We start from the raw sequence: 21,896 nt of genomic DNA, 5'->3' as shown, positions 1-21,896 counted from the left end.
TTCTCTGCGCGAACTACCTTACAGCATGCGGATCTCTTTAGAGCGCAGGGTGATGCGAACCGGAACGGATTTATACGACGGCGTACCGCTGTCCTTATCCAGATAATCCAGCGGTACCAGCACGTTGGCCTCCGGATAATAGGCGCCGACGGTCCCCGGCGCGATGTTGTACGCCACCACGGTAATGTCTTTCAGACGCTGAACGCTGCCGGGGAGGGCGGTTTCGATATCCACGCGGTCGCCATGTTCCAGCCCTGACTGCGCCATGTCGTCCTCGTTCATGAACAACACGTCGCGGCGGCCAAATACGCCACGGTAGCGGTCGTCAAGGGCGTAAATGGTGGTGTTGTACTGGTCGTGGCTGCGCAGCGTGATTAGCCGCATAACATGCTCACCTTCGCCGCTGGCGTTTTCGTGAACACCGTCGAACACCGAGAACATCGCTTTTCCCGTCGCCGTTGGCCAGATGCGTTGCGTGGGCGGCAGCGGCATACGGAAGCCACCGGGAACGCGGATCCGCGCATTGTAGTTCTCAAAGCCCGGGATGGTCTGCTCGATCAGATCGCGGATGCGGTCGTAATCCTCAACCAGCATCAGCCAGTCCACGCGGGTTTCCGGCAGTGTGGCTTTCGCCATGCCGGCGACGATAGCCGGTTCCGAACGGAGTAACGGTGAGGCGGGTTTCAGCTTGCCGGATGAGGCATGGACCATCGACATCGAGTCTTCGACGGTAATGGACTGACGACCGGTAGCCTGAACATCCAGCTCGGTACGGCCAAGACACGGGAAAATAAAGGTCTCTTTGCCCACCAGCAGATGGGTACGGTTCAGCTTGGTGCCGACGTGCACGCTCAAGTCCAGGTTACCCATCGCCGGAAAACCACGTTCGTGATCGGGCATCGCCACCGCAAAATTACCCCCGAGGCAGATGAGCGCCTTCGCGCGGCCGTCGATCATCGCCTGCGTGGCCTGCACCGCATCGTGTCCATGGTGAGACGGCGGCTCAAAGCCGAAAACGTCCTTCAGACGGTTCAGGAAGGCCGGCGTGGGTTTCTCGCTAATCCCGACGGTACGGTTCCCCTGAACGTTTGAATGACCTCGCAGGGGGCATATTCCCGCACCGGGCTTGCCAATATTCCCGCGCAGCAGCAGCAGGTCCGCAATCAGGCGGACGTTCGCCGTGCCTTTATTGTGCTGGGTAATGCCCATCCCGTAGGTGATGATGGTGGCATTCGATTTCGCATAGGCCTCTGCTACCGTTTTGAGGGCCGCCTGACTGAGACCTGACTCCCGCTCGATCTCGTCCCAGCGGGTCTGTGCGATATCGGCGGTGAAATCTTCAATGCCCTGGGTATGTCCGGCGATAAACGCGCGATCGAGCACGTCGCCGCGTTCGGCCTCCATTTCAAGCAGGTGTTTAGCTATGCCTTTCAGCGCGGCGGCGTCGCCCCCGGCCTTTACCTGGAAGTAGGTTGAGGCAATATCCGTAGAGCCGTAAGTTGCCATTTCAATCACGCTTTGCGGATCGGCGAAACGTTCGAGGGCGCGCTCGCGCAGCGGGTTAAAGACGATAATCGGCACGTTGCGGCGGGCCAGCTCGTGGAGGGTGCCCATCATTCGCGGATGGTTCGTGCCGGGGTTGTGACCGATGGAGATAACCAACTCGGTCTTGTCGAAATCATCCAGCGAGACGGTGCCTTTCCCGATGCCAATCGAACGCGGCAAACCGACGCTGGTGGCCTCGTGACACATATTAGAGCAGTCGGGGAAGTTATTGGTGCCGTATTCGCGAGCGAACAGCTGGAACAGATAAGCCGCTTCATTAGAGGCCCGTCCGGAGGTATAGAACTCAACCTGGTCCGGTTCAAGCCCGCGCAGCACTTCGCCGATGCGTTCAAACGCCTCGTCCCAGACGACGGGCCGGAAGGTATCGCTTGCCCGGTCATAGCGCAGGGGATGCGTGAGTCGACCGTAACCTTCCAGCTCAAAGTCCGATTTTGCCAGCAGCGAGGAGACGCTGTTTTCGGCCAGAAACGCGGGGGTAACGCGTTTGCTGGTGGCTTCCCAGGTCACCGCTTTGGCGCCGTTCTCGCAGAACTGGAAGGTCGATTTGTGTTCTTTATCCGGCCACGCGCAGCCCGGGCAGTCAAAGCCGTCAGGCTGGTTGGTGCGCAGCAGCGTCGCGGGGGCATCAAGGGTATCCATTTGGGTACGTACCGCAATGGCCGTCGCTTTCAATGCGCCCCAGCCGCCGGCAGGACCGTCATAGTGTCTGATACCCGGCACCGAGCGTCTTTTCTTGTTCATACCCACTCCTGATTTGTTCGGTCACACAACGTCTGAACCCCTAAAAGCGCTGCAAAGAACGATAGGCGAAAGCAATGACGACCGGATGGCGACGCGCGTACGGTACGAAAAGATGCTTTAACTTAAATTCTTTTTATTACAGTTTTTTATAGGGTCTGGTGTTGAAATATTTAAAGAAATTATAACGATTTTTTATCATTTTAATAATAAATCTTATCTATCGCATGGTAAGCAAGATAGATGGGGCGAGCAGGAGAGGATGTAGCACCAATAAAGTTTCGAATGAAGCCTTTGAGCGGTGACAATAAAAAACATTCACAGCTGGCGGGCTATCGCGAGCATTTTCGGCTGCTATAAGGTCAGGAAGGTTAACTCAGGCTTAATGATTAATGGATAAAATTTAGGCCTGACGGGATAATTGCCATAACGAGAAATATAAAGTTATTTTTAGGCGTGAAATTAACGCCCTGCAACATAAGTGAAATAGTCACATTCAAGTCTTAGAGTCCGATCGATATTAAAGATACTCTGTTAGTGCAACAAATAATTCATCGTTGATATATTCTGCTGACCTCATCAATACGCAAATTCTACTAATTATGGTAGTGGCGATAATAGCAGTATTGCGTTAATGAAAGTATTTCTCTTTTGTGTTTTTGGTATATAAAACATTAAGTTGCAGTGTATTTTGGTAGGGAAATAAGAGAGTTTGGGCTATGTCGGGTTTTTTCATAGGATTAATCCTATAATTTTCCGACTGCTTCATTTAGCAACAGTTACGCAACGGTAAATATTGAATTGAGGCAAAGCTCATGTAAACTTGCTTACCGTTTGTCAAAATATGTCAGGAAGACGCTGGGCCTTATTCTGAAGGGCTCGTGCGGTAGCTATGCCCTTAAAATAGTAACGCCCCGAAAATACCCTGGCTATTTTAACAATAGCACTTAAGTCAAACTTCACCCCCTTATCTTCATCATCGAAATATCGCTACGGAAAAGCATATGAAAATGCGCGTACTGTTTTCACTTCTGTTTGTAATGGCGGTGGCGGGCTGTAAAGCGCCGCAGAAACCTGTGATCAACGACGATACGATCGAGACCAGTCAGGTCAACGGCGTCACCTTAACCCACCGTCACGCTGTTACCCCGCCGGCGGAGTTCACGCCGGTCAACGAGCCGTATCGTGCTATGTATCCGGCCTCTCTGATGAGCCGCCCTGACTTCGGCGGTAAAGTTATCCGCACTCTTGATACCGGAAAAACGTACGTGGTGCTGGGTCAGGTTGAACACTACTGGATGGCGCTTGCCGATGAAGGTAACGAGCAGCTGATTGGTTACGTCCCGATGCGCGCCGTGATCAAGGCCGACCTGTACGACGCCGCCGTGCGTAAACAGGCTATTCGTCCGAAGACGCGTAAAAAAGCGACCTGTGTCGATGTCGATGGCAACAGCAAAGCCTGCAAAGACAGCGCTAACGGTACCTGGATCCTGAACTAAACGGCTTTAATGAGCGCATTTTTATGAATAATAAAAATTTTCATAAGCTGTGGTTATTCTTTTACGCGGTGATTTTCGCCCTGGTCAGTGGTTGTACGTCGTCTTCACACAGCGACCCCTCCCGCTACAATCTGCAGTTTCAGGCTCATCCACAAATCAATGAATCTGCGCCGCTTAAGGTCCGGGTGCTGTTGCTGAAATCCGATGCGGATTTCATGTCCAGCGACTTTTACTCCCTGCAGAACAACGCGTCAGCCACGCTTGGCGCGAATCTGCTGAACAGCGACGTGTTTTTCCTGATGCCGGGACAGCTGTCCAAAACCCTCAGCGGGCAAAGCTCTCCGGAGGCCCGCTACATCGGCGTGATGGCGGAGTATCAGGTGCTGGATGGCAAAAAATGGCGCGTTTCACTTCCTCTGCCCGTGCCTGGCGAAAATCATATCTACCAGTTCTGGAAATGGTCCGCAGATGAACTCCAGGCCAACGTTTTTCTCGACGTGAACGGCATTCGGGTCATCAGCCAGTAACGCGCTTCAAAACAGGAAATACATCATCATGACGAAAGCAGAAAAGGTTGTCTGGACCGAAGGCATGTTCCTGCGTCCACACCATTTTCAGCGGACTGAAAGCTATCTGCTCAACCATGTTCGTGAATGGGGCGCGCTGCAGCGATCGTATCTCTGGGGCTTTCTTGACGTTGAACTGGATGAAGCGATGCTTCGTCAGGGATGCATAGCCCTGAGCTACTGCAGTGGGTTGCTGCCGGACGGCACCTTTTTCCAGGTCCGTAACGGGCGCAACGGTCCTGTACCGCTGAAAATTCCTGACAATCTCACTAACGAAAAGGTGGTGCTCGCGCTGCCGGTTCGTCGTGGCGAGAGAGAAGAGGTGATCTTTAGCGAAGAGGCAGCCTCGCTGGCGCGCTTTATCGCTTTCGAGCAAGAGGTGGAAGACGACAACGCCATGTCGGTGGGAGATGCCACCGTTCAGTTTGGCCGCCTGCGTCTGACCCTGATGCTGGAAAAAGACCTCACGGCAGAATGGACCGCCATCGGCGTGGCGTTTGTGACGGAGAAACGTAACGACAACCACGTGCGGCTCGACAACAGCTACATCCCGCCGATGCTCAATGCCAACAACAGCCCGCAGATCTACAGCATGATCAACGATCTGCACGGCTTGCTGGTACAGCGCAGCCAGCAAATTGGTGGTCGTTTGCGCCAGCCCGGTCGCTTTAATACTTCTGAACTGATTGAGTTCACGCTGCTGTCGCTGGTTAATCGTCATCTGGGCGAGGTGTCTCATTTAAAAACCCTCCCGCTGCTGCATCCGGAAACGCTCTGGCGCAGCTGGCTGCCGTTTGCGACCGAACTTGCCACCTGGACGTCGCAGCGGACCGCTGAAAGCGTGCTGCCGATTTACGATCATGACGATCTGGCAAACTGCTTCAGCAAGCTCATGCTGATGCTGCGTCAGGGACTGTCGCTGGTGATGGAAGACCACGCGATTCAGATCCCGCTTAACGAACGCTCTCACGGCCTGAACATCGCCACGGTGCCTGAAACCAGCATGGTGCGTGAGTTCGGCTTCGTGCTGGCGGTAAAAGCCAACGTGCCGGGCGAACACCTGCAAACCCATTTCCCGGCGCAGATGAAGGTCGCACCGGTGTCGAAAATCCGCGATCTGGTTCAGCTTCAGCTGCCGGGCATTATGCTGCGGGCCATGCCGGTCGCGCCGCCGCAGATCCCGTGGCATGCCGGCTACAGCTACTTCGAGCTCGAGAAGGGCAGCGAGCTGTGGCACGAGATGGATAAGTCCGGCGCATTCGCCCTGCACCTTGCAGGGGAGTTCCCGGGGCTGGATATGGAGTTTTGGGCCATCCGTAGCCCGACAGAATAATAAAGCGAGCGCTTAATATGCAGGAACGACAGGACACCGGCAGCGATGCCGCGTTTACCGGGGCCAGTAGCAACAATCAGCTGGTGGCGGCCGCCAATCCGCTGCTCAATGCGATTCCGCAGATCCGTCATTCGGTCTCCCATGACGATCAGGTGGCGTTACGCCAGCGCCTGATCGATGAAATTCGCCGTTTTGAAGTCCGCTGCCAGCAGGCAGGGCTGCCCTACGAAGTGATCGTCGGGGCACGTTACTGCCTGTGTACGGCGCTCGACGAGGCCGCCGCGCTCACCCCCTGGGGCAGCAGCGGCGTCTGGTCCAGCAACGGTCTGCTGGTGACGTTCCATAACGAAACATGGGGTGGCGAGAAGTTCTTCCAGCTGCTGGCGCGCCTGTCGCAAAACCCGCGCGAGCACATTCTGCTGCTGGAGATGATCAACTACTGCCTGCTGCTGGGTTTCGAAGGGCGCTATCGGGTGCTGGATAACGGCCGCACCCAGCTTGAGACCATCAAGCAGCGGCTGTGGCAGATGATCCGCGGCGTGCGCGGCAGCTATCCGCCGCCGCTTTCTCCCCATCCGGAAGATCGTCCCGTGCTGCGTAAGCTCTGGCGGCCGATGGTTCCCCTGTGGGCCTGCGTGGCGCTGGCCGGGTTTATCGCCTGTCTCTTCTATATCGTGCTTAACTGGCGTCTTGGCGACAGCACCAACCCGGTGCTGGCGAAGATTTACCAGTCCCAGCTGCCGGAAACCACTATTCAGCAACCGGCCCGTCAGCTACCGGCGGTGCTGAACCTTCGCGGTTTCCTGAAGCCTGAAATCGAGGCTGGCCTGGTGGCGGTGAAAGACGAAGCGGACCGCAGCGTCGTTATCCTGAAGGGGGATGGTCTGTTTGCCTCCGCCTCGACCGTCGTGCGCGACCGCTATGAACCGGTCATCAACCGCATTGCACAGGCGATGAATAACGTCAGCGGCAAAATTCTGGTGGTGGGCTACAGCGACAACGTGCCGATTCGCAGCGCGCGCTTTGCCTCTAACTATGAACTCTCTCTGGAACGTGCCCGCTCGGTACAGAAAATGCTGCAGGGAAGCCTCTCTCAGCCTGGCCGCGTGAAAGCGGAAGGGCGGGGCGAGATTAACCCGGTAGCGCCGAACACGACGCCAGAAAACCGCGCCCGTAACCGCCGTGTGGAAATTACTCTGCTGGTGTCGCCTGAAAATACGCAGGCTGAGCTGAACGGATTGCCGCAAGGAAACTAAGGATGCTGACTACACTTCTTTCCATTTTGACCAATCGCATTCTGTGGAGCTTCCTCGGCGTAACGGCGCTTGCGGCGGTGATCTGGATGATTGGTCCCCTATTGTCCATCGTGGACACCCGACCGCTCGAATCTGAGCAGAACCGTATTATCAGCATCGCCGTGGTCTATCTGCTCTGGGCGCAGGGCCACATTCTGCCGCGCCTGTATAATGCCTGGCTTAACCGCAAGCTGATGGACAAGCTCAAGGAGAACACCGCCAGCCAGGAAGCGGCGGATCCGCAGAAGCGGCTGAACAGCGAGGAGCAGATCCTCGCCAGCCGCTTTGATGAAGCCGCGCAGATGCTTAAAAAAGCGCACTTCAGCAAAGCGGGCCAGGGCGCCCAGTGGACGCAGCGCTTCAGCACGCAATATCTCTATCAGCTGCCGTGGTACGTCATTATCGGCGCGCCGGGCTCCGGCAAAACCACGGCGCTGGTCAACTCCGGGCTGCAGTTCCCGCTGGCCGATCGTTTCGGTAAGACCGCCCTGCGGGGTATTGGCGGCACGCGTAACTGCGACTGGTGGTTCACCAACGAGGCCGTGCTGCTGGACACCGCGGGTCGTTATACCACCCAGGAGAGCGAGCAGGCGCAGGATGCCGGTGAGTGGCTGCAGTTCATGGGGTTACTGCGCAAGTACCGTCGCCGCCAGCCGATCAACGGCGTCATCGTCACGATCAGCATTTCGGACCTGCTGACCCAGTCTGCCGAGGCGTCCCGCCAGCAGGCGGTGAACCTGCGCCAGCGCCTGTCCGAGCTGCATGAACAGCTGGGTATCCGCTTCCCGGTCTACGTGATGGTGACCAAGGCCGACCTGCTTAAAGGCTTCCGCGCCTGGTTTGCCGACTACGATAAAGCGCAGCGCGACCAGATCTGGGGCTTTACGCTGCCGTGGGAGCAAACCAAACACGCCGATTACGACCTGATGGGCAACTTCCAGCAGGAGTTTTCTCTGCTGCAGCAGCGCCTCGATGCCGGGCTGCCGGAAACCATGCTGAAAGAGCATGACGCGAAAACCCGCGCAGAAGCGTATCTCTTCCCGCAGGAGTTCGCCGCGCTGCGTCCGCTGCTGGCGGACTACCTGAGCACCGTCTTCGCCCGCTCCAACTTCGAAACCGAGTTCTCTCCGCGCGGGATCTACTTCGCCAGCGGGACGCAGGAAGGCATGCCGTTCGACCGCGTGATGGGCGAACTGAACCGCGCGCTGTCGCTGCCGGAAGGGGGAGAGGCGGATAACTGGGATTCAGTCAGCAAAGAAGCGCCAATCCCGGGCGCAAAAGGCCAGAGTTTCTTCATTAAGAACCTGCTGCAAAACGTCATCTTCCAGGAAGCCGGGATCGCAGGCGAAAACCGCTGGTGGGAACTGCGCAACCGGGCGGTGATATGGTCCGGCTACGCGGCGCTGCTGGCCCTGCTGGTGATCCTGGGCGGTCTGTGGCTGACCAGCTATGCCAAAAACAAGGCCTACCTGGAAGAGGTGGATGCGAAGGTGCCGCTGCTGGACCAGCAGAGCAAAGCCTTACAGAACCAGACCCAGCGTGACCTGTTCGATCTGCTGCCGCTGCTGAACGGTCTGGTTGACCTGCCGAAAAGCGACGCGTTTGATGTCAACGATCCGCCGGTATCCCGCCGTATGGGACTCTATCGCGGGGATGACGTCAGCGACGCCTCGCAGTCGCTGTATCAGAAAGCGCTGGATCAGATGCTGCTCCCTGCCGTTGCCATGCACATCACCACCTGGCTTCGTAACGACAACGGCAGCGATGTGGAATACAGCTATGAAGCGCTGAAAGCCTATCAGATGCTCTATCAGCCAAAGCACTACGACGGTAAATTCCTGCATTCGTGGGTGATGCTCAACCTGCAGCGGAATCTGCCGCAGAACGTCACGAAGGCGCAGCTGCAGCAGCTTGAATGGCACCTGACGCAGCTGCTGGAGCCGAAGATTCAGGCCTCGCCGTACGCGCAGGACGAATCGCTGGTTGCCCGCGAAAGGGCGATGATCGGCCAGCAGCCGCTCTCCACGCGGGTGTACGGTCGCCTCAAGCGCCTGCTGGAGCATGATGACAACCTGAAGCCGGTTTCCCTTTCCGACCTGGGCGGGCCGCAGAGCGAGCTGGTATTTTCCCGTAAAAGCGGCAAGCCGGTCAGCGAAGGCGTACCGGGGCTCTATACGCCGGACGGCTACTGGAAAAGCTTTAACGGCCAGATTGACAGCGTAACCACCGCTCTGCACGAGGACGACGCCTGGGTGCTGGGGGCCGCGATGGCGCAGGAGGATAAACAGCAGATCGACAACGCCGTGCGCCAGCTGTACATGCGCGACTTTATCGCGAACTGGGATCGCTTCCTCGCCGACATTCAGCTGAACAACAGCGCCGATCTTTCCCAGCGCATCAACACCGCGCGCCTGCTCTCCGGAGCCAACTCGCCGCTGCGCCGTCTGGTGCAGAACCTGAGCCAGGTCCTGACGCTCTCCCGCGATACGCCAGCGCCGGAAGATGCAGGTAAAGCACAGGCGCAAAGCAACCGCGCCACCCGCACGCTGGAAGCGCTGTTCAGTAATAATGACAATGCGCCGACGCAGGCCGCCGCGGTTACCCAGGCGCCGGAGCAGCTGGTGACCGACCACTACGCGCCGATGATTGAGCTGGCCCAGCCGCTGGAGAAGGGCGGGAAGACCATCGTGTTTGACGATTTTCTCAAGCAGGTGGATGAGCTGTATCGCTACCTGACCGCCGTTCAGGATGCGGCCAACAGCGGCATGCCGGCGCCGGGCGGGGAGGCGATCAGCCGCCTGCAGGCCAGCGCCGGTCGTCTGCCGGGCGGGCTGCAAACCATGTTCAGCAACATGGCTGTGGGCGCCAGCAGCGATACCCAGCGTCGTGACCTGGAAAACGTACGGAAGCGGATTAACGTTGAAGTGGGCGGGTTCTGTCGCCAGGCAATTGCCGGTCGCTACCCGCTGGTGCGCAGCGCCAGCACCGAGGTCACCCCTGACGATCTCGCGCGCATGTTTGCGCCGGGGACCGGGCTTATGGATACCTTCTTTCGCGATAACCTGACCAGCAAAGTGGACACCACCCAGGCAAACTGGCGCTTTATGCCGGGTATCGACGGTAAAACGCTGCCGGGCAGTGAAGGGTTGCTGAGACCGTTCCAGCAGGCCCAGTCGATTCGCGACGCCTTCTTTGCTAACGGCGCAACCACGCCGTCCTTTAAGGTGACGGTTCGCACCGTGCGAATGGATAACTCCATTCTGAACCTGACGCTGGACGTTGACGGCCAGCTGCTGCGCTACAGCCACGGCCCGCAGGCCGTGCAGATCATGAACTGGCCGGGGCCGGGCGGCACCAACCAGGTGCGCATGCAGCTGGGTCTGGCTAACGGCAGCACGGCGACGCTGGTGACCAACGGTTCCTGGGCGCTGAACCGCTTCTTTGATAAAGCGAGCACCAGCCCGGGGGCGGGTAGCCTCAGCCGTCAGGCCACCTTTAACGTCGACGGACATCAGGTCACGCTGGAGTTTGCGCCAAACAGCATTCGTAACCCGTTCCAGCTTCCCCGTTTCTCATGCCCATAACCGCAAGGACAGCCGTATGACGAATACCCCTGCGATGAACCGCTACAGCTGGTATGGCAAGTTACCCAGCGCCGGAGATTTTTTGCAGCGTCGCTTTCCTGACACTTTACAGCGCCAGTGGTCACACTGGTTCCAGGTCGGTCTGCTGGCCTGGCAGCAGGAAGAGCAGCGCAGCGGCGAGCGCCAGTTTCAGAAAGCGCCAGTGTGGAATTTTGTGGTACCGCCCATGCTGGGCAGCCAGATGATTCAGATGGGCTGTCTGCTGCCCGGCCGCGACAGCGTTGGCCGACAGTATCCTGTTTGCCTTCAGCTGAGCTTCGCGCCGTCCGAATGGTCGACCAGCCTGCTCAGCCAGGCCGAAAGCTGGTATCAGCAGATTGGGCGCCTGGGGCTGCACGCGGTGCGCAACAGTTTTTCCGCCTCGCAGCTCGACGAAATGCTGATGACCATTCCGGCGCCGCAGCCGGTCGAGCCGCAAAAGCGTTCCGACATACTTGATGTGATTGGCTATGACGAGGACGGCCAGAGCACGCTGGGCTGGCCGCAGGCGGCTGAATGTTTTGATCCTCTGCGTCAGACCAGCTACTGGTGGACCAACCGCTGCGACGGCTACCCGCTGTACACCCACGTTCACAGCGGTAACTTTACCGGGCAGCTTTTCACCCTGCTGTTCGACCCGGCAGGGGGCGCTCGTCCGGGCCGTCACGGTCTCTATCCGCCTATGTTTGAATAAGCAGGGATCTCATGAATATCGAAGAATTTCTCGCGCCAATAAGTCCCGAAAAACCCTGTGGCGAAAACCTGGAGTACGACGCCGACTTCCAGAGCATGAATCAGGCAAGTCTTGGGAAAGCGGAACAGCAGTTTGGCGAGACCATTATTCCGGCAGAACCAGCTGACTGGAACACGGTGGAAAAATACGCCACCAGCCTGCTGACCCGCACCAAGGATCTTCGCGTCCTGCTGGCGTTAACCCATGCCTGGACCCGCCGTCGCGGGCTGGCGGGTTACGCGGACGGATTGCTGCTGGTGCAGGAGGCGATCGCCCGCTACTGGGAGCCGCTCTATCCGCTGCTGGAAGAGTATGGCGAAACCGACCCGTTCTACCGCATTAACGCCCTGGCAGGGCTGAGCGATAAATCCGACCTCACCGTCGCCGTGCGTAACGCCTCGCTGCTGCGTTCAAACGGCGACGAAATTTCGCTCCGGGATGCTCAGGCCCTGCTGGACGGCAGTAAAACCGAATGCCCGGACTATCCCGGCGGGCGTCCACGGCTGATTGACGAGCTGGCCCGCGGCGACCAGCCGGGGACCGCAGCGGTTATCGTCATCAACGAACGGCTGCTGGCCATTCGCGAGCTGCTCACCGGGCATCTCGGTGAAAGCGGCGTGCCCGAGATGGAGCAGCTGCTTAAAACCGTCGGACTGGTAGCAAGCGCGTGTCAGGTAACCGACATCAGCAAGCTGCTGCCGAACCGTGAGGCGCATGCAGAACCACAGGCAGAGCAGCCGTCGTCGGCAGCGCAGCCCGCTCAGCCGGTCACCGACTGGCGCAGCGTGCAGGTCACCAGCCGTGCCGACGCGCAGCTGATGCTGGAAAAAGCAAAACAGTATTTTGCGCAGTACGAACCGAGCCACCCCGCACCGCTGATGATTGAACGGGTGCAGCGGCTGTCAGAACTCAACTTTATGGACATTATTCGCGACCTGGCGCCAGACGGCGTTAACCAACTTGAAAACATCTTTGGGCGCCGCGAATAACGCGTCCAGGCATTATGACGACAGGCATGGAGCCTGCCGTTTCACCTTCACCGCGCATCTTTGATGGAGAACATCATGGCAATGAGTAACAGTGGGCAGAAATTCATCGCACGTAACCGTGCCCCCCGCGTGCAGATCGAGTACGACGTAGAGATCTACGGTGCAGAACGTAAGATTCAGCTGCCGTTTGTGATGGGCGTCATGGCCGATCTGGTCGGCAAACCGGTTGAAAACCTGCCGGCCGTCGACGAGCGTAAATTCCTCGAAATCGACATCGACAACTTTGACGAACGCATGAAGGCGCTTAAGCCGCGCGTGGCGTTCCAGGTGGATAACACCCTGACCGGCGAAGGTAAGCTCAACGTGGATCTGACCTTCGACAGCATGGACGACTTCCTGCCGGATGCGGTGGCCCGCAAGGTCGAGCCGCTGAACAAGCTGCTGGAAGCGCGTACCCAGCTCTCCAACCTGTTGACCTATATGGACGGTAAAAACGGTGCGGAAGAGCTGATCGCTAAAATTCTGCAGGATCCGACGCTGCTCAAATCCCTGAGCCAGTTGCCGAAAAATGACGAAAGCGCGAAAGGTAGCGAGGAATAATCGATGAGCAACCAGACTCAACAACACGAGCAGCAGGCGGGTCAGGCGTTCAGCCAGGATGAATTCAGCGCGCTGCTGAACAAAGAGTTCCGCCCGAAAACTGACCAGGCGCGTTCCGCCGTAGAAAGCGCGGTCAAAACCCTGGCGCAGCAGGCGCTGGAAAATACCGTCACCTTCTCGAACGATACCTACCGTACCATTCAGAACCTGATTGCCGGTATCGACGAGCAGCTTTCGCAGCAGGTAAACCAGATCATTCACCACGAAGAGTTTCAGAAGCTGGAGAGCGCCTGGCGCGGTCTGAGCTACCTGGTGAACAACACTGAAACTGACGAGATGCTGAAGATCCGCTTTATGAGCATCTCCAAGCAGGAGCTGGGCCGCACCCTGAAGCGCTTCAAGGGCGTGGGCTGGGACCAGAGCCCGATCTTCAAAAAAATCTACGAGCAGGAGTACGGTCAGTTCGGCGGCGAGCCGTTTGGCTGCATCGTCGGCGACTATTACTTCGACCACAGCCCGCAGGACGTTGAGCTGCTGGGCGAAATGGCGCGCATCGGCTCTGCGGCGCACTGTCCGTTTATCACCGGTACCGCACCGGGCGTGATGCAGATGGAGTCCTGGCAGGAGCTGGCTAACCCGCGCGACCTGACCAAGATCTTCCAGAACACCGAATACGCCGCCTGGCGTTCGCTGCGTGAATCGGAAGATGCCCGCTATCTGGGCCTGGTGATGCCGCGCTTCCTGTCGCGTCTGCCGTACGGCATTCGCACCAACCCGGTGGACAGCTTCGATTTTGAAGAGCAGACCGATGGCGCGAACCACAATAGCTACTCGTGGGCGAACGCCGCGTACGCGATGGCCGCCAACATCAACCGCTCCTTCAAAGAGTACGGCTGGTGTACCTCGATTCGCGGCGTGGAGTCCGGCGGGGCGGTGGAAAATCTGCCGTGCCACACCTTCCCGAGCGATGACGGCGGCGTAGACATGAAGTGCCCGACCGAGATCGCCATCAGCGATCGTCGTGAAGCCGAGCTGGCGAAAAACGGCTTTATGCCGCTGGTTCACCGCAAAAACTCCGACTTTGCCGCCTTCATCGGCGCGCAGTCCCTGCAGAAACCGGCGGAGTACCACGACCCGGATGCCACCGCCAACGCGCGTCTGGCCTCTCGTCTGCCGTACCTGTTCGCCTGCTGCCGCTTTGCCCACTACCTGAAGTGCATCGTGCGCGACAAAATCGGCTCCTTCCGCGAGCGCGAAGAGATGGAGCGCTGGCTGAACGACTGGGTGATGAACTACGTCGACGGTGACCCGGCTAACTCCTCCCAGGAGACCAAGTCCCGTAAACCGCTGGCGGCTGCGGAAGTGCAGGTGCAGGAGATTGAGGATAACCCGGGCTACTACGCCGCGAAGTTCTTCCTGCGCCCACACTACCAGCTGGAAGGTCTGACCGTTTCTCTGCGTCTGGTATCTAAACTGCCGTCGCTGAAGACGAAAGACGCGTGATGATGAGTGCCGGCCCTGGAGGGTCGGCACCATTTCGGTGAATACGAGATAGCTAATGAATTTGACTGTGAAAGCGTTAATACGAAAATTCATCAGCTATTTAACCGTTTATATATTGCAAATAATTTCATTTATGCTGTTTGTGGCGGTATCCGGCTACTATCTGTTTATCTTTGACTGGCCGGAAGATGTTCCGCGAATCGCAATGCATGGATTCTTATGCGCTGGACTTAATGCATTAGCGATAGGGATATACGTTGTCGCAGAAAAATGGAAAGATAAAAGTTAGTATTTTGGTCGGACTGATGCGCTGTGGTTCTATGGCAAAGGATATAAGGTGAAGCATTTCTGTTTTTTCCTCGCATTTATGACTTTTTATGTGTGTGCTGGAGATAACTATCCTGATTTTTATCAGCAGCAAACATACCGGCAGGTTTTAAAAGATTTAGTTCTGTCGCGCTGTCTTGCTCAGGTGGCAGATAAAGGCAGTCATTTTTCTGCTGATGCGGCCCGAAGTGCGAGCGCATTTATTGAGTGGATACCTTTTGATGCTGAAAATGGCACGGATAAAGTGAATGCCCTCATCGAAAAATATAAAAATCAAATTAATGGTTTTCATTCAGAGCGAAAACCCGATGTCAAAGGCGTAACCTTAAACTGTCTACGTCTTTATCATAGCGACGAACTGAACAAACTGGTTCCGCAAGTCATCATTGGCGATCCTGATCGTAGCTGGATCCAGGATAACCCTGAGTAGTAAAAGACTTCACATTCTTCCCGTTCATTCAGGGGGAATGTAAGACTGTCAAATGACACGGGTCATTTGATATGAGGCAGAGGTAAAATATGGACGGTTTTATTCAGCCCCATGCTTTCCTGTTTGCCATATAAGTGCTTTTTCGAAAGCAATATTGTTCATCCACGAAGAGTAGATATTATGGCTATTGATATGTTTCTGAAGGTCGAGGGTGTTACGGGCGAATCTAAAGATTCTAACCACACCGGCTGGACTGATATTACCTCCTTCTCCTGGGGCGCTTCCCAGCCAGGTAATATGAGCGTTGGCGGTGGCGGCGGTGCCGGTAAAGTTAACTTTAACGACCTGCACGTTAACGCGCTGATCGACAAATCCACCACCGCTATCCTGAAACACTGCGCCAGCGGTAAACACCTGACCAAAGTTGAGCTGTCCGTCTGTAAAGCCGGCGGCCAGCAGGTGGAATACTCCCGCATCACGCTGGAAGATGTGCTGGTCACCTCTGTTCAGTACACCGGTGCAGACAACGGCGATACCGTTGGTGTGACCTATGCATTCCAGGCTGCGAAAGTGAAACAGCAGTACTGGGAGCAGACCACGTCTGGTGGTAAAGGTGCTGAAAGCAGCGCTGGCTGGAACATCAAAGAAAACAAAGAAGCGTAATTGCGTATGTGGCCGGGGAGTTTCCCCGGTCATTATCAACCGGGAAGGAAGATAGCATGGCAAGTTTGCAGGAAGGAGGCGCCCGTCCTCTCACCATTGGCGAAATAGCACTGGCTCGCTCGGTTTTTGGTGACGCAATAAAGTATTCAGAAGTTAAAGTCCATAATAAAAGCTATTTGCCGTTTAATATGCAGTCGACAGATGTCGCGATGACCCCCAATGGTGAGCTCTATTTTCGCGAGCCGCATTATCGGGATGACTTCTCAATAGAGGTTCCGCGATATAAACACTGGTTTATTCACGAAATGGTGCATGTATTGCAGCATCAGATTGGAATGAATGTCCGAACCCGAGGCGCATTCAGTTGGGCAGCAAGTTATAATTATTCTCTGCCCCCCGATAAAAAACTATCGGACTTTGGTATGGAGCAGCAGGCTTCTATCATTTCAGATTTTTATTATTTGATAAATTACGGTCTGGGTGATTTCCGAAACATTGCAGGTTTTGAGGGAATTATCGGGCCCGACCTGAAGGATAAATACCTGCAGGTATTATCGTTGTTTATTCAAAATCCTAAAGATCGGCGGGTATGGTTATGAAACAGTTACTCAGTGTTGTAGCAATCGCATTAACGGTGAGTGCCTGTGTATCTCATCCTGCACAATATCAGTCGCTTTCGGTTACGCTAAAAAACAACGAACCCTGCTTTGCTATTCCCGCTAACTCCGGGTTAGACGCGCCTGTCACCAGCCATTCGCCCACCATAATGAAACGCGCGGGAAATGAATGGAAAGCGGTATCGCCGCCGTCAACGTTTAGCCCTGAAGTGACGTTAACGACCCAACAGTGTCACCAGTGGCAGGGGATTGCGTGGCAAGCCGGAGAATATGATGTTGCTCTGAAAGTGTCAGGGAAAAACGATTCTGTTCGCTATGCTGCCCGCTTCACCTTACAGGAAGGTCCTTCAGGCCAGTTTAAGCTTACGCAGACTGAATAGAATGTGTTAACCCCAAACGCCGCCGTTCTCGCCCCGAGAGCGGCAGCGTTTGAGCGCTAATCATACCAGCAGGAATACGCCATGCGATTCACGATTATTTCTACAAAACCCGGTCATCAGCCGCCGCAAAGCAGCTGTGATTTTTACGCCCCGGGCGGCACCATTGGGCGCGGTACGGATAACAATCTGGTGTTGCCGGACAATGACCGCACCATCTCTCGTCTGCAGGCCATTGTTCACGTTGACGCCCAGGGCGAATGCCGCGTGACCAACCGTGGCAGCGTCACCCGCGTGGTATTAAATGACATTCCGCTGGAGCGAGGGCGTCAGGTTGAGCTGCAGGATGGCGACATTCTCGGTATTGATGACTACCGTATCGAAGTGACCGAACTGATCCACGATACGCAGCCCGTGAGCCGGATGGCGGCCAGCATGCATCAGCAGGCGCGTCCGGCAGCCGCGTCCGCGCCCGCTCCGCAACCGAAGCCGGCGAGCAACGCACCGCGCGGGAAGGCCGAGCCGACCGCCGTGCCAACGGAAATCTGGGATAGCCTGATGCAGGAGTTCTCCATCTCCGACAGCATCTCCAGCAACCGTACAAAACCGCAGCCAGCTGCATCGCACGATCCATTCTCCCAGCCAGCGGCCCCGGAGCGTAACGCTGAAGATCCGCTGGCGATGTTCAACGACAGCGATCCAAGGCTTGAGCGTAAGAACGTTGACCCGGACACGCTGTTCAGCGACGAAGCGTTGTTCAAGAAAGAGAGTATTTTTGACGACGTCACCCCGTCAACGCTGGTGCCGCCGGGCGAGAATAGCCCCGCTAAGCCAGAAGACGAGGCGACGGATGAGCTCGATCCGCTGGCCCTGTTTGGCGGTAAGGCCAGCGCGCCAGCCGCGCGTAATGACGACCCGCTCGGGCTGATGGGCGGCGCGCCGTTAACCCATCCGGGTGACATAGTCGCCGAAAAGCCTGCGCCAGTGCCGGAGCCTGAGCAGGAAGAGGACGTGCTGGCCGATTCTCCGCTGTTCGCCCCTGAGCCGCAGGAAGAACCGCGCGCTGAAGAAGAGCCCGCGCGACCGGATTACGCAGGCTTCACCATGCCTACGCCGCAGGCCGTTGCCCGCAGCAGTGCCCAGGCCCCTAAGGGCCGTCTGCGCATCGACCCGGTCAATAACGCCGCCGCCCCAGCCGCCACGGCAAACAGCGGTGAGAAGGGCGAAGTGCTCCAGGGCGAGCTTCTGGAGGCGCTGCTGGAAGGCATGGGCCTGAGCGAAATGCAGCCCGTTCCGCAGTTTGACCGTGAAAATATGCGTCAGCTGGGACAGATCCTCGGTATGTTCTCTCAGGGAACGGTGGCGCTGCTTTCCTCGCGCTCTATCCTCAAGCGCGGCGTAAAAGCCGATATGACCATGGTCCTGGACGATGCCAACAACCCGTTCAAGCTGTTGCCGACCGGCAAAACCGTGCTGATCCAGATGTTCGGCACCCCAATGCCGGGCTTTATGCCGCCGACCAAATCCGTGCGCGACGCGCTGATCGATCTGCAGGCGCACCAGCTGGGCATGATCTCCGGCATCCGCGCCATCATTGCCGCGATGCTGCAGTCCTTTAACCCGGAACAGCTGGAAGAGCAGGCGAAGCAGAACGGCATGACCTCGCGTCTGGCGCTGCCGGGCAGCCGCAAAGCCGCCCTGTGGGACTATTTTGTTCGCAGCTATGGCGAGACGGCGGGCGAGATTGAGGATGACTTCCACACCCTGTTCGGCGAGGCCTTCCTTCATGCGTACGACATGGAGGTGAATCAGTACAAAGACTCACAGAGCGGATCGGAAGACAAATGAATATCGCAACGGCTTCTCTCTCCCGCCAGGGGACGCGCGCCAGCAACCAGGATCAGACGGGAGAAACCATAGGGGAACGTTCAGCCTGCTTTGTCGTCTGCGACGGCATCGCGGGCCTGCCGGGCGGTGAGGTAGCTGCAGAGCTGGCACGCAACAGCATTATCTCCCGCTTCGATGGCGACAAACATCTTAATGCGCAGCACATCCGCGACTACGTGCAGACGGCGAACCGCACCATCCTCAGCGAGCAGCAGGCCGTTCAGGACTATCGCCGGATGGGCACGACGCTGGTCAGTCTGTTCATTGACCGTGATTACGGCCTGGCCTACTGGGCGCATGCCGGAGACAGCCGCCTGTACCTGTTCCGCCGGGGATGGCTGTGGCATGTGACCACCGACCACAGCCTGGTGCAGCAGATGAAAGATGCCGGACACCAGACCGACAACCTGAACAGCAACCTGCTCTATCTTGCGCTGGGGATTGAAAACGGCGGGCCGGAAGCGAGCTACAGCGATGTGGTGCAGGTTGAAGACGGCGATGCATTCTTACTCTGCACCGACGGGTTCTGGCACGGCGTCAGCGAAGAGCAAATGAAGCAGTCGCTGCACATGGTGAATACGCCGCAGGAGTGGCTCACCTTAATGAACCAAATCATTCAAAAGAATGGCGAGCAGGAGGGGAATGCTCAGGATAACTATACTGCCCTGGCGGTATGGATGGGCAACCCTCAGGACACCACTTTGCTGCACACCCTCTCTGACGCAGCACAATTTCTTCCCTGCGGAACTGATTAGACACACAAGGAACGATATGAAACTTTGGCTATCGGGTTTGGCACTTCTGGCGGTCACCTCCACCGCGCAGGCTGAAAATTTCCGCATCGTGCAGTCTCCTGCGCAGAAGCTGGATATCTGGATCGACAACATCAAAGACAACACGCCGCAGAGCTGGTGTAAGCCTGAGGTGGCGCTGCGCATTGTGGCGAACGGCAAGAAAGACGTCTCCGTGCTGGAGAACTTTGTACCGCGTCTTGGCTCACTGCTGGAACACCAGTGCAGCAAAGTGAATAAACTCAGCTGGACGCTCAACGATCCGGCAGGTACCACGCTGGCGCAGGGCACCGCAGGCAAAGCGCAGGACTGGGCGCTGGTGGTGAAACAGGAGCAGGCCACGCCTGCCGCAACCGTCACCGCTGCCACAGCCAGCGGCACGTTAATGCCGCCAGATCAAAATGTGGCTTCCCGCACCGTTGCCGCCGACCGTACGCCGTGGCAGGAGTTTACGCTTCAGGACGGCTGCCACCTGCGCACCTTCTGGGAAGGGGGCGCCTCTGCTCCGGCGCTCTTTATTCCGGATTCTGACACCACCCGCTGCGGCAACGGCAGCTGGCTGAGCGGACACACCGTAGTTTCGCAGTCCCGCAACGGCGGACAGAAAGAGATGGCGGTGACGTACATCCACGGTTTCCCGGTGACCGGACTAAATCAAAGCGCCGACCCGGAAAACGCGCTGATCACCTCCGTCAACAAAGAGCGCATGGTATTCAGCACCCCAAACAGCGACCAGAGCTGGATGATCCTGCCTTACGATAACAGCCTGAACAGCTGGAAGAGCAACGGCACCGTAGCGGTGGAGATTTCCCGTGAAATCGCCAGCGATGACGCAAAACTGCAGGCTCGTATCGCGGCGGTGAAAAAAACGTGGAGCGCCTGGGTCGCACCGGGTACTCCCCTGAATATCGTTCTGATTGACACCCTGCGTCCTCAACTGCGCGATCCGGCCGTCGGCGCATGGCGCGCGGCGAATTAAGGAATGGCTATGAATACGCTTTATCAACACCTGGCGGGCGAGTCGCTCAACGATGCGCTGGCGCGTCTGGAAGCTGAAATCAAAGCTCGTCCGGCGGATGCCGACCTTCGCGCTGCGTTTGTGCAGTTTTTAACCCTCAGCGGCAACTGGACGCGGGCTCTTACCCAGCTGAAAAGCTGGCTGGCGCTGAAGCCTCAGGCGAAACCTACCGTCACGCTGCTGGAGCAGTCCATTCAGGGCGAGCTGCAGCGCGCGCAGGTGATGGCGGGACAGGCGCGCCCGGCCATGCCTGAAACCCAGTGGCCGTGGCTGACTACTCTGGCCGAGGCGCTGAGCGAGAAGGGCGAGCGCGCCCGGGAACTGCGTCTCGAAGCCCTCGAACAGGCGCAGGCCACTGCGGGTCACATCACCCTCGAAAACGAGGAGACGCAGGCTTTTGACTGGCTGATGGACGGCGATGCCCGTCTCGGCCCGGTCTGCGAAACCATAGTGAACGGCCGCTATTTCTGGCTGCCGTTTAACGCTATCGCGGAGATCCGTTTCCAGGCGCCTGCCAGCGTCACCGATCTGGTCTGGCGTCACGCGCTGGTGCGCCTGACCGACGGTACGGAGCAGGTGTGTCAGATCCCGGCGCGTTATCCTTTTGCTGCCGATGCCGCTGATGCGGTCAAATTAGGCCGCACCACCGAATGGCAGGCGCTCGACGAAGACGGTACCCTTTACGAAGGCAGGGGCCAGAAAGCCTGGCTGAGCGAGCAAAGCGAAAGCCCGCTGCTGTCCTTGAGCCTCGTGACGTTTGTGACGGATGGAGCCGATGAGTAATCCCGCTGGCGAAGGCGATCTGCTGCGCAGCGGCTGGCAAGCCCGCAGCAAGCAGGAGAAGGTGGGGGCGCGCGACAAAATGCAGCCCTCGCTGCTCGATCGCCTTACCGATGACGACCCGGAAAAAAAGCGCGAGTCGGCCAACAGCAATCTGATCACCCACGCCGCCCTGCGCCGCAACGTCCTGCGCGATCTGCAGTGGCTGTTTAACACCATCAACCACGATGCCTCCGGCGATTTGAGCGCCTTGCCGCACGTGAACCGCTCGGTGGTCAACTTCGGCGTCGCGCCGCTGGCCGGGAAAAGAATGTCGGACATCGAATGGCACGATATTCAGCGCAAGCTCACCGAGGCCATCATTAATTTTGAGCCGCGCATTTTGCCGCAGGGGCTGCAGGTTCGCTGCGTGTCGGATACCTCCTCGCTGGATCTGCACAACGTGCTCTCCATCGAGATCAAAGGGCGTTTATGGTGCGTGCCGTACCCGCTGGAGTTTCTGTTTCGTACCGATGTCGATCTGGAAAACGGCCATTTTGAACTGAAGGATGCGGGGTAATC

Annotated in this window: 19 protein-coding genes; 18 read left to right on the top strand and 1 reads right to left on the bottom strand. The window is 57.4% G+C overall.

Annotated elements, in window-relative coordinates; all coding sequences use genetic code 11:
* Positions 1-18: 18 nt before the first annotated feature.
* Positions 19-2,307 (bottom strand): FdhF/YdeP family oxidoreductase, encoded by a 2,289-nt coding sequence (locus ACW9E7_RS11395; protein ID WP_458727796.1) that lies wholly within the window; start codon positions 2,305-2,307, stop codon positions 19-21.
* Positions 2,308-3,308: 1,001 nt separating this feature from the next.
* On the opposite strand from ACW9E7_RS11395, the gene ACW9E7_RS11390 reads away from it, so the two are divergent.
* From ACW9E7_RS11390 to tssE, 18 genes are all read left to right on the top strand, one after another.
* On the top strand, positions 3,309-3,803 hold the full coding sequence (locus ACW9E7_RS11390) for an SH3 domain-containing protein (protein ID WP_111964770.1): 495 nt from the start codon (positions 3,309-3,311) through the stop codon (positions 3,801-3,803).
* Positions 3,804-3,826: 23 nt separating this feature from the next.
* A complete protein-coding gene (gene tssJ / locus ACW9E7_RS11385; protein WP_047652274.1) occupies positions 3,827-4,330 on the top strand; it encodes a type VI secretion system lipoprotein TssJ in 504 nt (167 codons plus the stop codon).
* A gap of 28 nt (positions 4,331-4,358) precedes the next feature.
* Entirely contained in the window at positions 4,359-5,702 is a 1,344-nt protein-coding gene (gene tssK, locus ACW9E7_RS11380) for a type VI secretion system baseplate subunit TssK (protein ID WP_111964768.1), read from the top strand.
* Between the two features lie 17 nt (positions 5,703-5,719).
* Positions 5,720-6,958, top strand: coding sequence for a DotU family type VI secretion system protein (locus ACW9E7_RS11375; protein WP_045404313.1), 1,239 nt, complete (start codon positions 5,720-5,722; stop codon positions 6,956-6,958).
* A 2-nt stretch (positions 6,959-6,960) separates the two neighbouring features.
* Entirely contained in the window at positions 6,961-10,581 is a 3,621-nt protein-coding gene (tssM, locus tag ACW9E7_RS11370; protein ID WP_458727795.1) for a type VI secretion system membrane subunit TssM, read from the top strand.
* Between the two features lie 16 nt (positions 10,582-10,597).
* Positions 10,598-11,314 carry a type VI secretion system-associated protein TagF gene (tagF, locus tag ACW9E7_RS11365; RefSeq protein WP_029740102.1) on the top strand — a complete coding sequence of 239 codons (717 nt, stop codon included), beginning with the start codon at positions 10,598-10,600 and terminating at the stop codon, positions 11,312-11,314.
* A gap of 11 nt (positions 11,315-11,325) precedes the next feature.
* Positions 11,326-12,342 (top strand): type VI secretion system protein TssA, encoded by a 1,017-nt coding sequence (gene tssA / locus ACW9E7_RS11360; protein WP_458727794.1) that lies wholly within the window; start codon positions 11,326-11,328, stop codon positions 12,340-12,342.
* A 75-nt stretch (positions 12,343-12,417) separates the two neighbouring features.
* Positions 12,418-12,942: a type VI secretion system contractile sheath small subunit gene (gene tssB, locus ACW9E7_RS11355; RefSeq protein WP_008502644.1), complete on the top strand. Its 525-nt coding sequence runs from the start codon at positions 12,418-12,420 to the stop codon at positions 12,940-12,942.
* A 3-nt stretch (positions 12,943-12,945) separates the two neighbouring features.
* Entirely contained in the window at positions 12,946-14,445 is a 1,500-nt protein-coding gene (gene tssC / locus ACW9E7_RS11350) for a type VI secretion system contractile sheath large subunit (RefSeq protein ID WP_014884232.1), read from the top strand.
* 337 nt (positions 14,446-14,782) lie between these two features.
* A complete protein-coding gene (locus ACW9E7_RS11345; RefSeq protein ID WP_458727793.1) occupies positions 14,783-15,202 on the top strand; it encodes a T6SS amidase immunity protein Tai4 family protein in 420 nt (139 codons plus the stop codon).
* Positions 15,203-15,382: 180 nt separating this feature from the next.
* Positions 15,383-15,865, top strand: a complete 483-nt coding sequence (locus tag ACW9E7_RS11340; protein ID WP_008502640.1) for an Hcp family type VI secretion system effector — start codon at positions 15,383-15,385, stop codon at positions 15,863-15,865.
* Between the two features lie 56 nt (positions 15,866-15,921).
* Positions 15,922-16,464, top strand: a complete 543-nt coding sequence (locus ACW9E7_RS11335; protein ID WP_021240381.1) for a hypothetical protein — start codon at positions 15,922-15,924, stop codon at positions 16,462-16,464.
* The gene (locus tag ACW9E7_RS11330; protein ID WP_111964764.1) at positions 16,455-16,862 is read left to right on the top strand and encodes a putative T6SS immunity periplasmic lipoprotein; all 408 of its coding nucleotides are present in this window, start codon (positions 16,455-16,457) and stop codon (positions 16,860-16,862) included. The genes ACW9E7_RS11335 and ACW9E7_RS11330 overlap by 10 nt, the downstream gene beginning before the upstream one ends.
* Before the next feature lie 81 nt (positions 16,863-16,943).
* The gene (gene tagH, locus ACW9E7_RS11325) at positions 16,944-18,707 is read left to right on the top strand and encodes a type VI secretion system-associated FHA domain protein TagH (RefSeq protein WP_458727792.1); all 1,764 of its coding nucleotides are present in this window, start codon (positions 16,944-16,946) and stop codon (positions 18,705-18,707) included.
* Entirely contained in the window at positions 18,704-19,501 is a 798-nt protein-coding gene (locus ACW9E7_RS11320; RefSeq protein WP_014884226.1) for a PP2C family protein-serine/threonine phosphatase, read from the top strand. The genes tagH and ACW9E7_RS11320 overlap by 4 nt, the downstream gene beginning before the upstream one ends.
* A gap of 16 nt (positions 19,502-19,517) precedes the next feature.
* On the top strand, positions 19,518-20,516 hold the full coding sequence (locus ACW9E7_RS11315) for a hypothetical protein (RefSeq protein WP_133294650.1): 999 nt from the start codon (positions 19,518-19,520) through the stop codon (positions 20,514-20,516).
* A gap of 9 nt (positions 20,517-20,525) precedes the next feature.
* On the top strand, positions 20,526-21,338 hold the full coding sequence (locus ACW9E7_RS11310) for a type VI secretion system accessory protein TagJ (RefSeq protein WP_458727791.1): 813 nt from the start codon (positions 20,526-20,528) through the stop codon (positions 21,336-21,338).
* The gene (gene tssE, locus ACW9E7_RS11305; protein ID WP_111964760.1) at positions 21,331-21,894 is read left to right on the top strand and encodes a type VI secretion system baseplate subunit TssE; all 564 of its coding nucleotides are present in this window, start codon (positions 21,331-21,333) and stop codon (positions 21,892-21,894) included. Before ACW9E7_RS11310 ends, tssE begins: the two co-directional genes overlap by 8 nt.
* The last annotated feature ends 2 nt before the right edge of the window (positions 21,895-21,896 follow it).

The organism is Enterobacter sp. H2G27 (genome assembly GCF_054403075.1).
The sequence above is the reverse complement of the archived record's forward strand: the minus strand, read 5'-3'. Positions and strand labels throughout refer to the sequence as shown.

Excerpts from the sequence above, each read along its gene's own strand:
- ACW9E7_RS11395 (WP_458727796.1), bottom strand. The coding sequence starts at position 2,307 with ATGAACAAGAAAAGACGCTCGGTGCCGGGTATCAGACACTATGACGGT.
- ACW9E7_RS11390 (WP_111964770.1), top strand. The coding sequence starts at position 3,309 with ATGAAAATGCGCGTACTGTTTTCACTTCTGTTTGTAATGGCGGTGGCG.
- tssJ (WP_047652274.1), top strand. The coding sequence starts at position 3,827 with ATGAATAATAAAAATTTTCATAAGCTGTGGTTATTCTTTTACGCGGTG.
- tssK (WP_111964768.1), top strand. The coding sequence starts at position 4,359 with ATGACGAAAGCAGAAAAGGTTGTCTGGACCGAAGGCATGTTCCTGCGT.
- ACW9E7_RS11375 (WP_045404313.1), top strand. The coding sequence starts at position 5,720 with ATGCAGGAACGACAGGACACCGGCAGCGATGCCGCGTTTACCGGGGCC.
- tssM (WP_458727795.1), top strand. The coding sequence starts at position 6,961 with ATGCTGACTACACTTCTTTCCATTTTGACCAATCGCATTCTGTGGAGC.
- tagF (WP_029740102.1), top strand. The coding sequence starts at position 10,598 with ATGACGAATACCCCTGCGATGAACCGCTACAGCTGGTATGGCAAGTTA.
- tssA (WP_458727794.1), top strand. The coding sequence starts at position 11,326 with ATGAATATCGAAGAATTTCTCGCGCCAATAAGTCCCGAAAAACCCTGT.
- tssB (WP_008502644.1), top strand. The coding sequence starts at position 12,418 with ATGGCAATGAGTAACAGTGGGCAGAAATTCATCGCACGTAACCGTGCC.
- tssC (WP_014884232.1), top strand. The coding sequence starts at position 12,946 with ATGAGCAACCAGACTCAACAACACGAGCAGCAGGCGGGTCAGGCGTTC.
- ACW9E7_RS11340 (WP_008502640.1), top strand. The coding sequence starts at position 15,383 with ATGGCTATTGATATGTTTCTGAAGGTCGAGGGTGTTACGGGCGAATCT.
- ACW9E7_RS11335 (WP_021240381.1), top strand. The coding sequence starts at position 15,922 with ATGGCAAGTTTGCAGGAAGGAGGCGCCCGTCCTCTCACCATTGGCGAA.
- ACW9E7_RS11330 (WP_111964764.1), top strand. The coding sequence starts at position 16,455 with ATGGTTATGAAACAGTTACTCAGTGTTGTAGCAATCGCATTAACGGTG.
- tagH (WP_458727792.1), top strand. The coding sequence starts at position 16,944 with ATGCGATTCACGATTATTTCTACAAAACCCGGTCATCAGCCGCCGCAA.
- ACW9E7_RS11320 (WP_014884226.1), top strand. The coding sequence starts at position 18,704 with ATGAATATCGCAACGGCTTCTCTCTCCCGCCAGGGGACGCGCGCCAGC.
- ACW9E7_RS11315 (WP_133294650.1), top strand. The coding sequence starts at position 19,518 with ATGAAACTTTGGCTATCGGGTTTGGCACTTCTGGCGGTCACCTCCACC.
- ACW9E7_RS11310 (WP_458727791.1), top strand. The coding sequence starts at position 20,526 with ATGAATACGCTTTATCAACACCTGGCGGGCGAGTCGCTCAACGATGCG.
- tssE (WP_111964760.1), top strand. The coding sequence starts at position 21,331 with ATGAGTAATCCCGCTGGCGAAGGCGATCTGCTGCGCAGCGGCTGGCAA.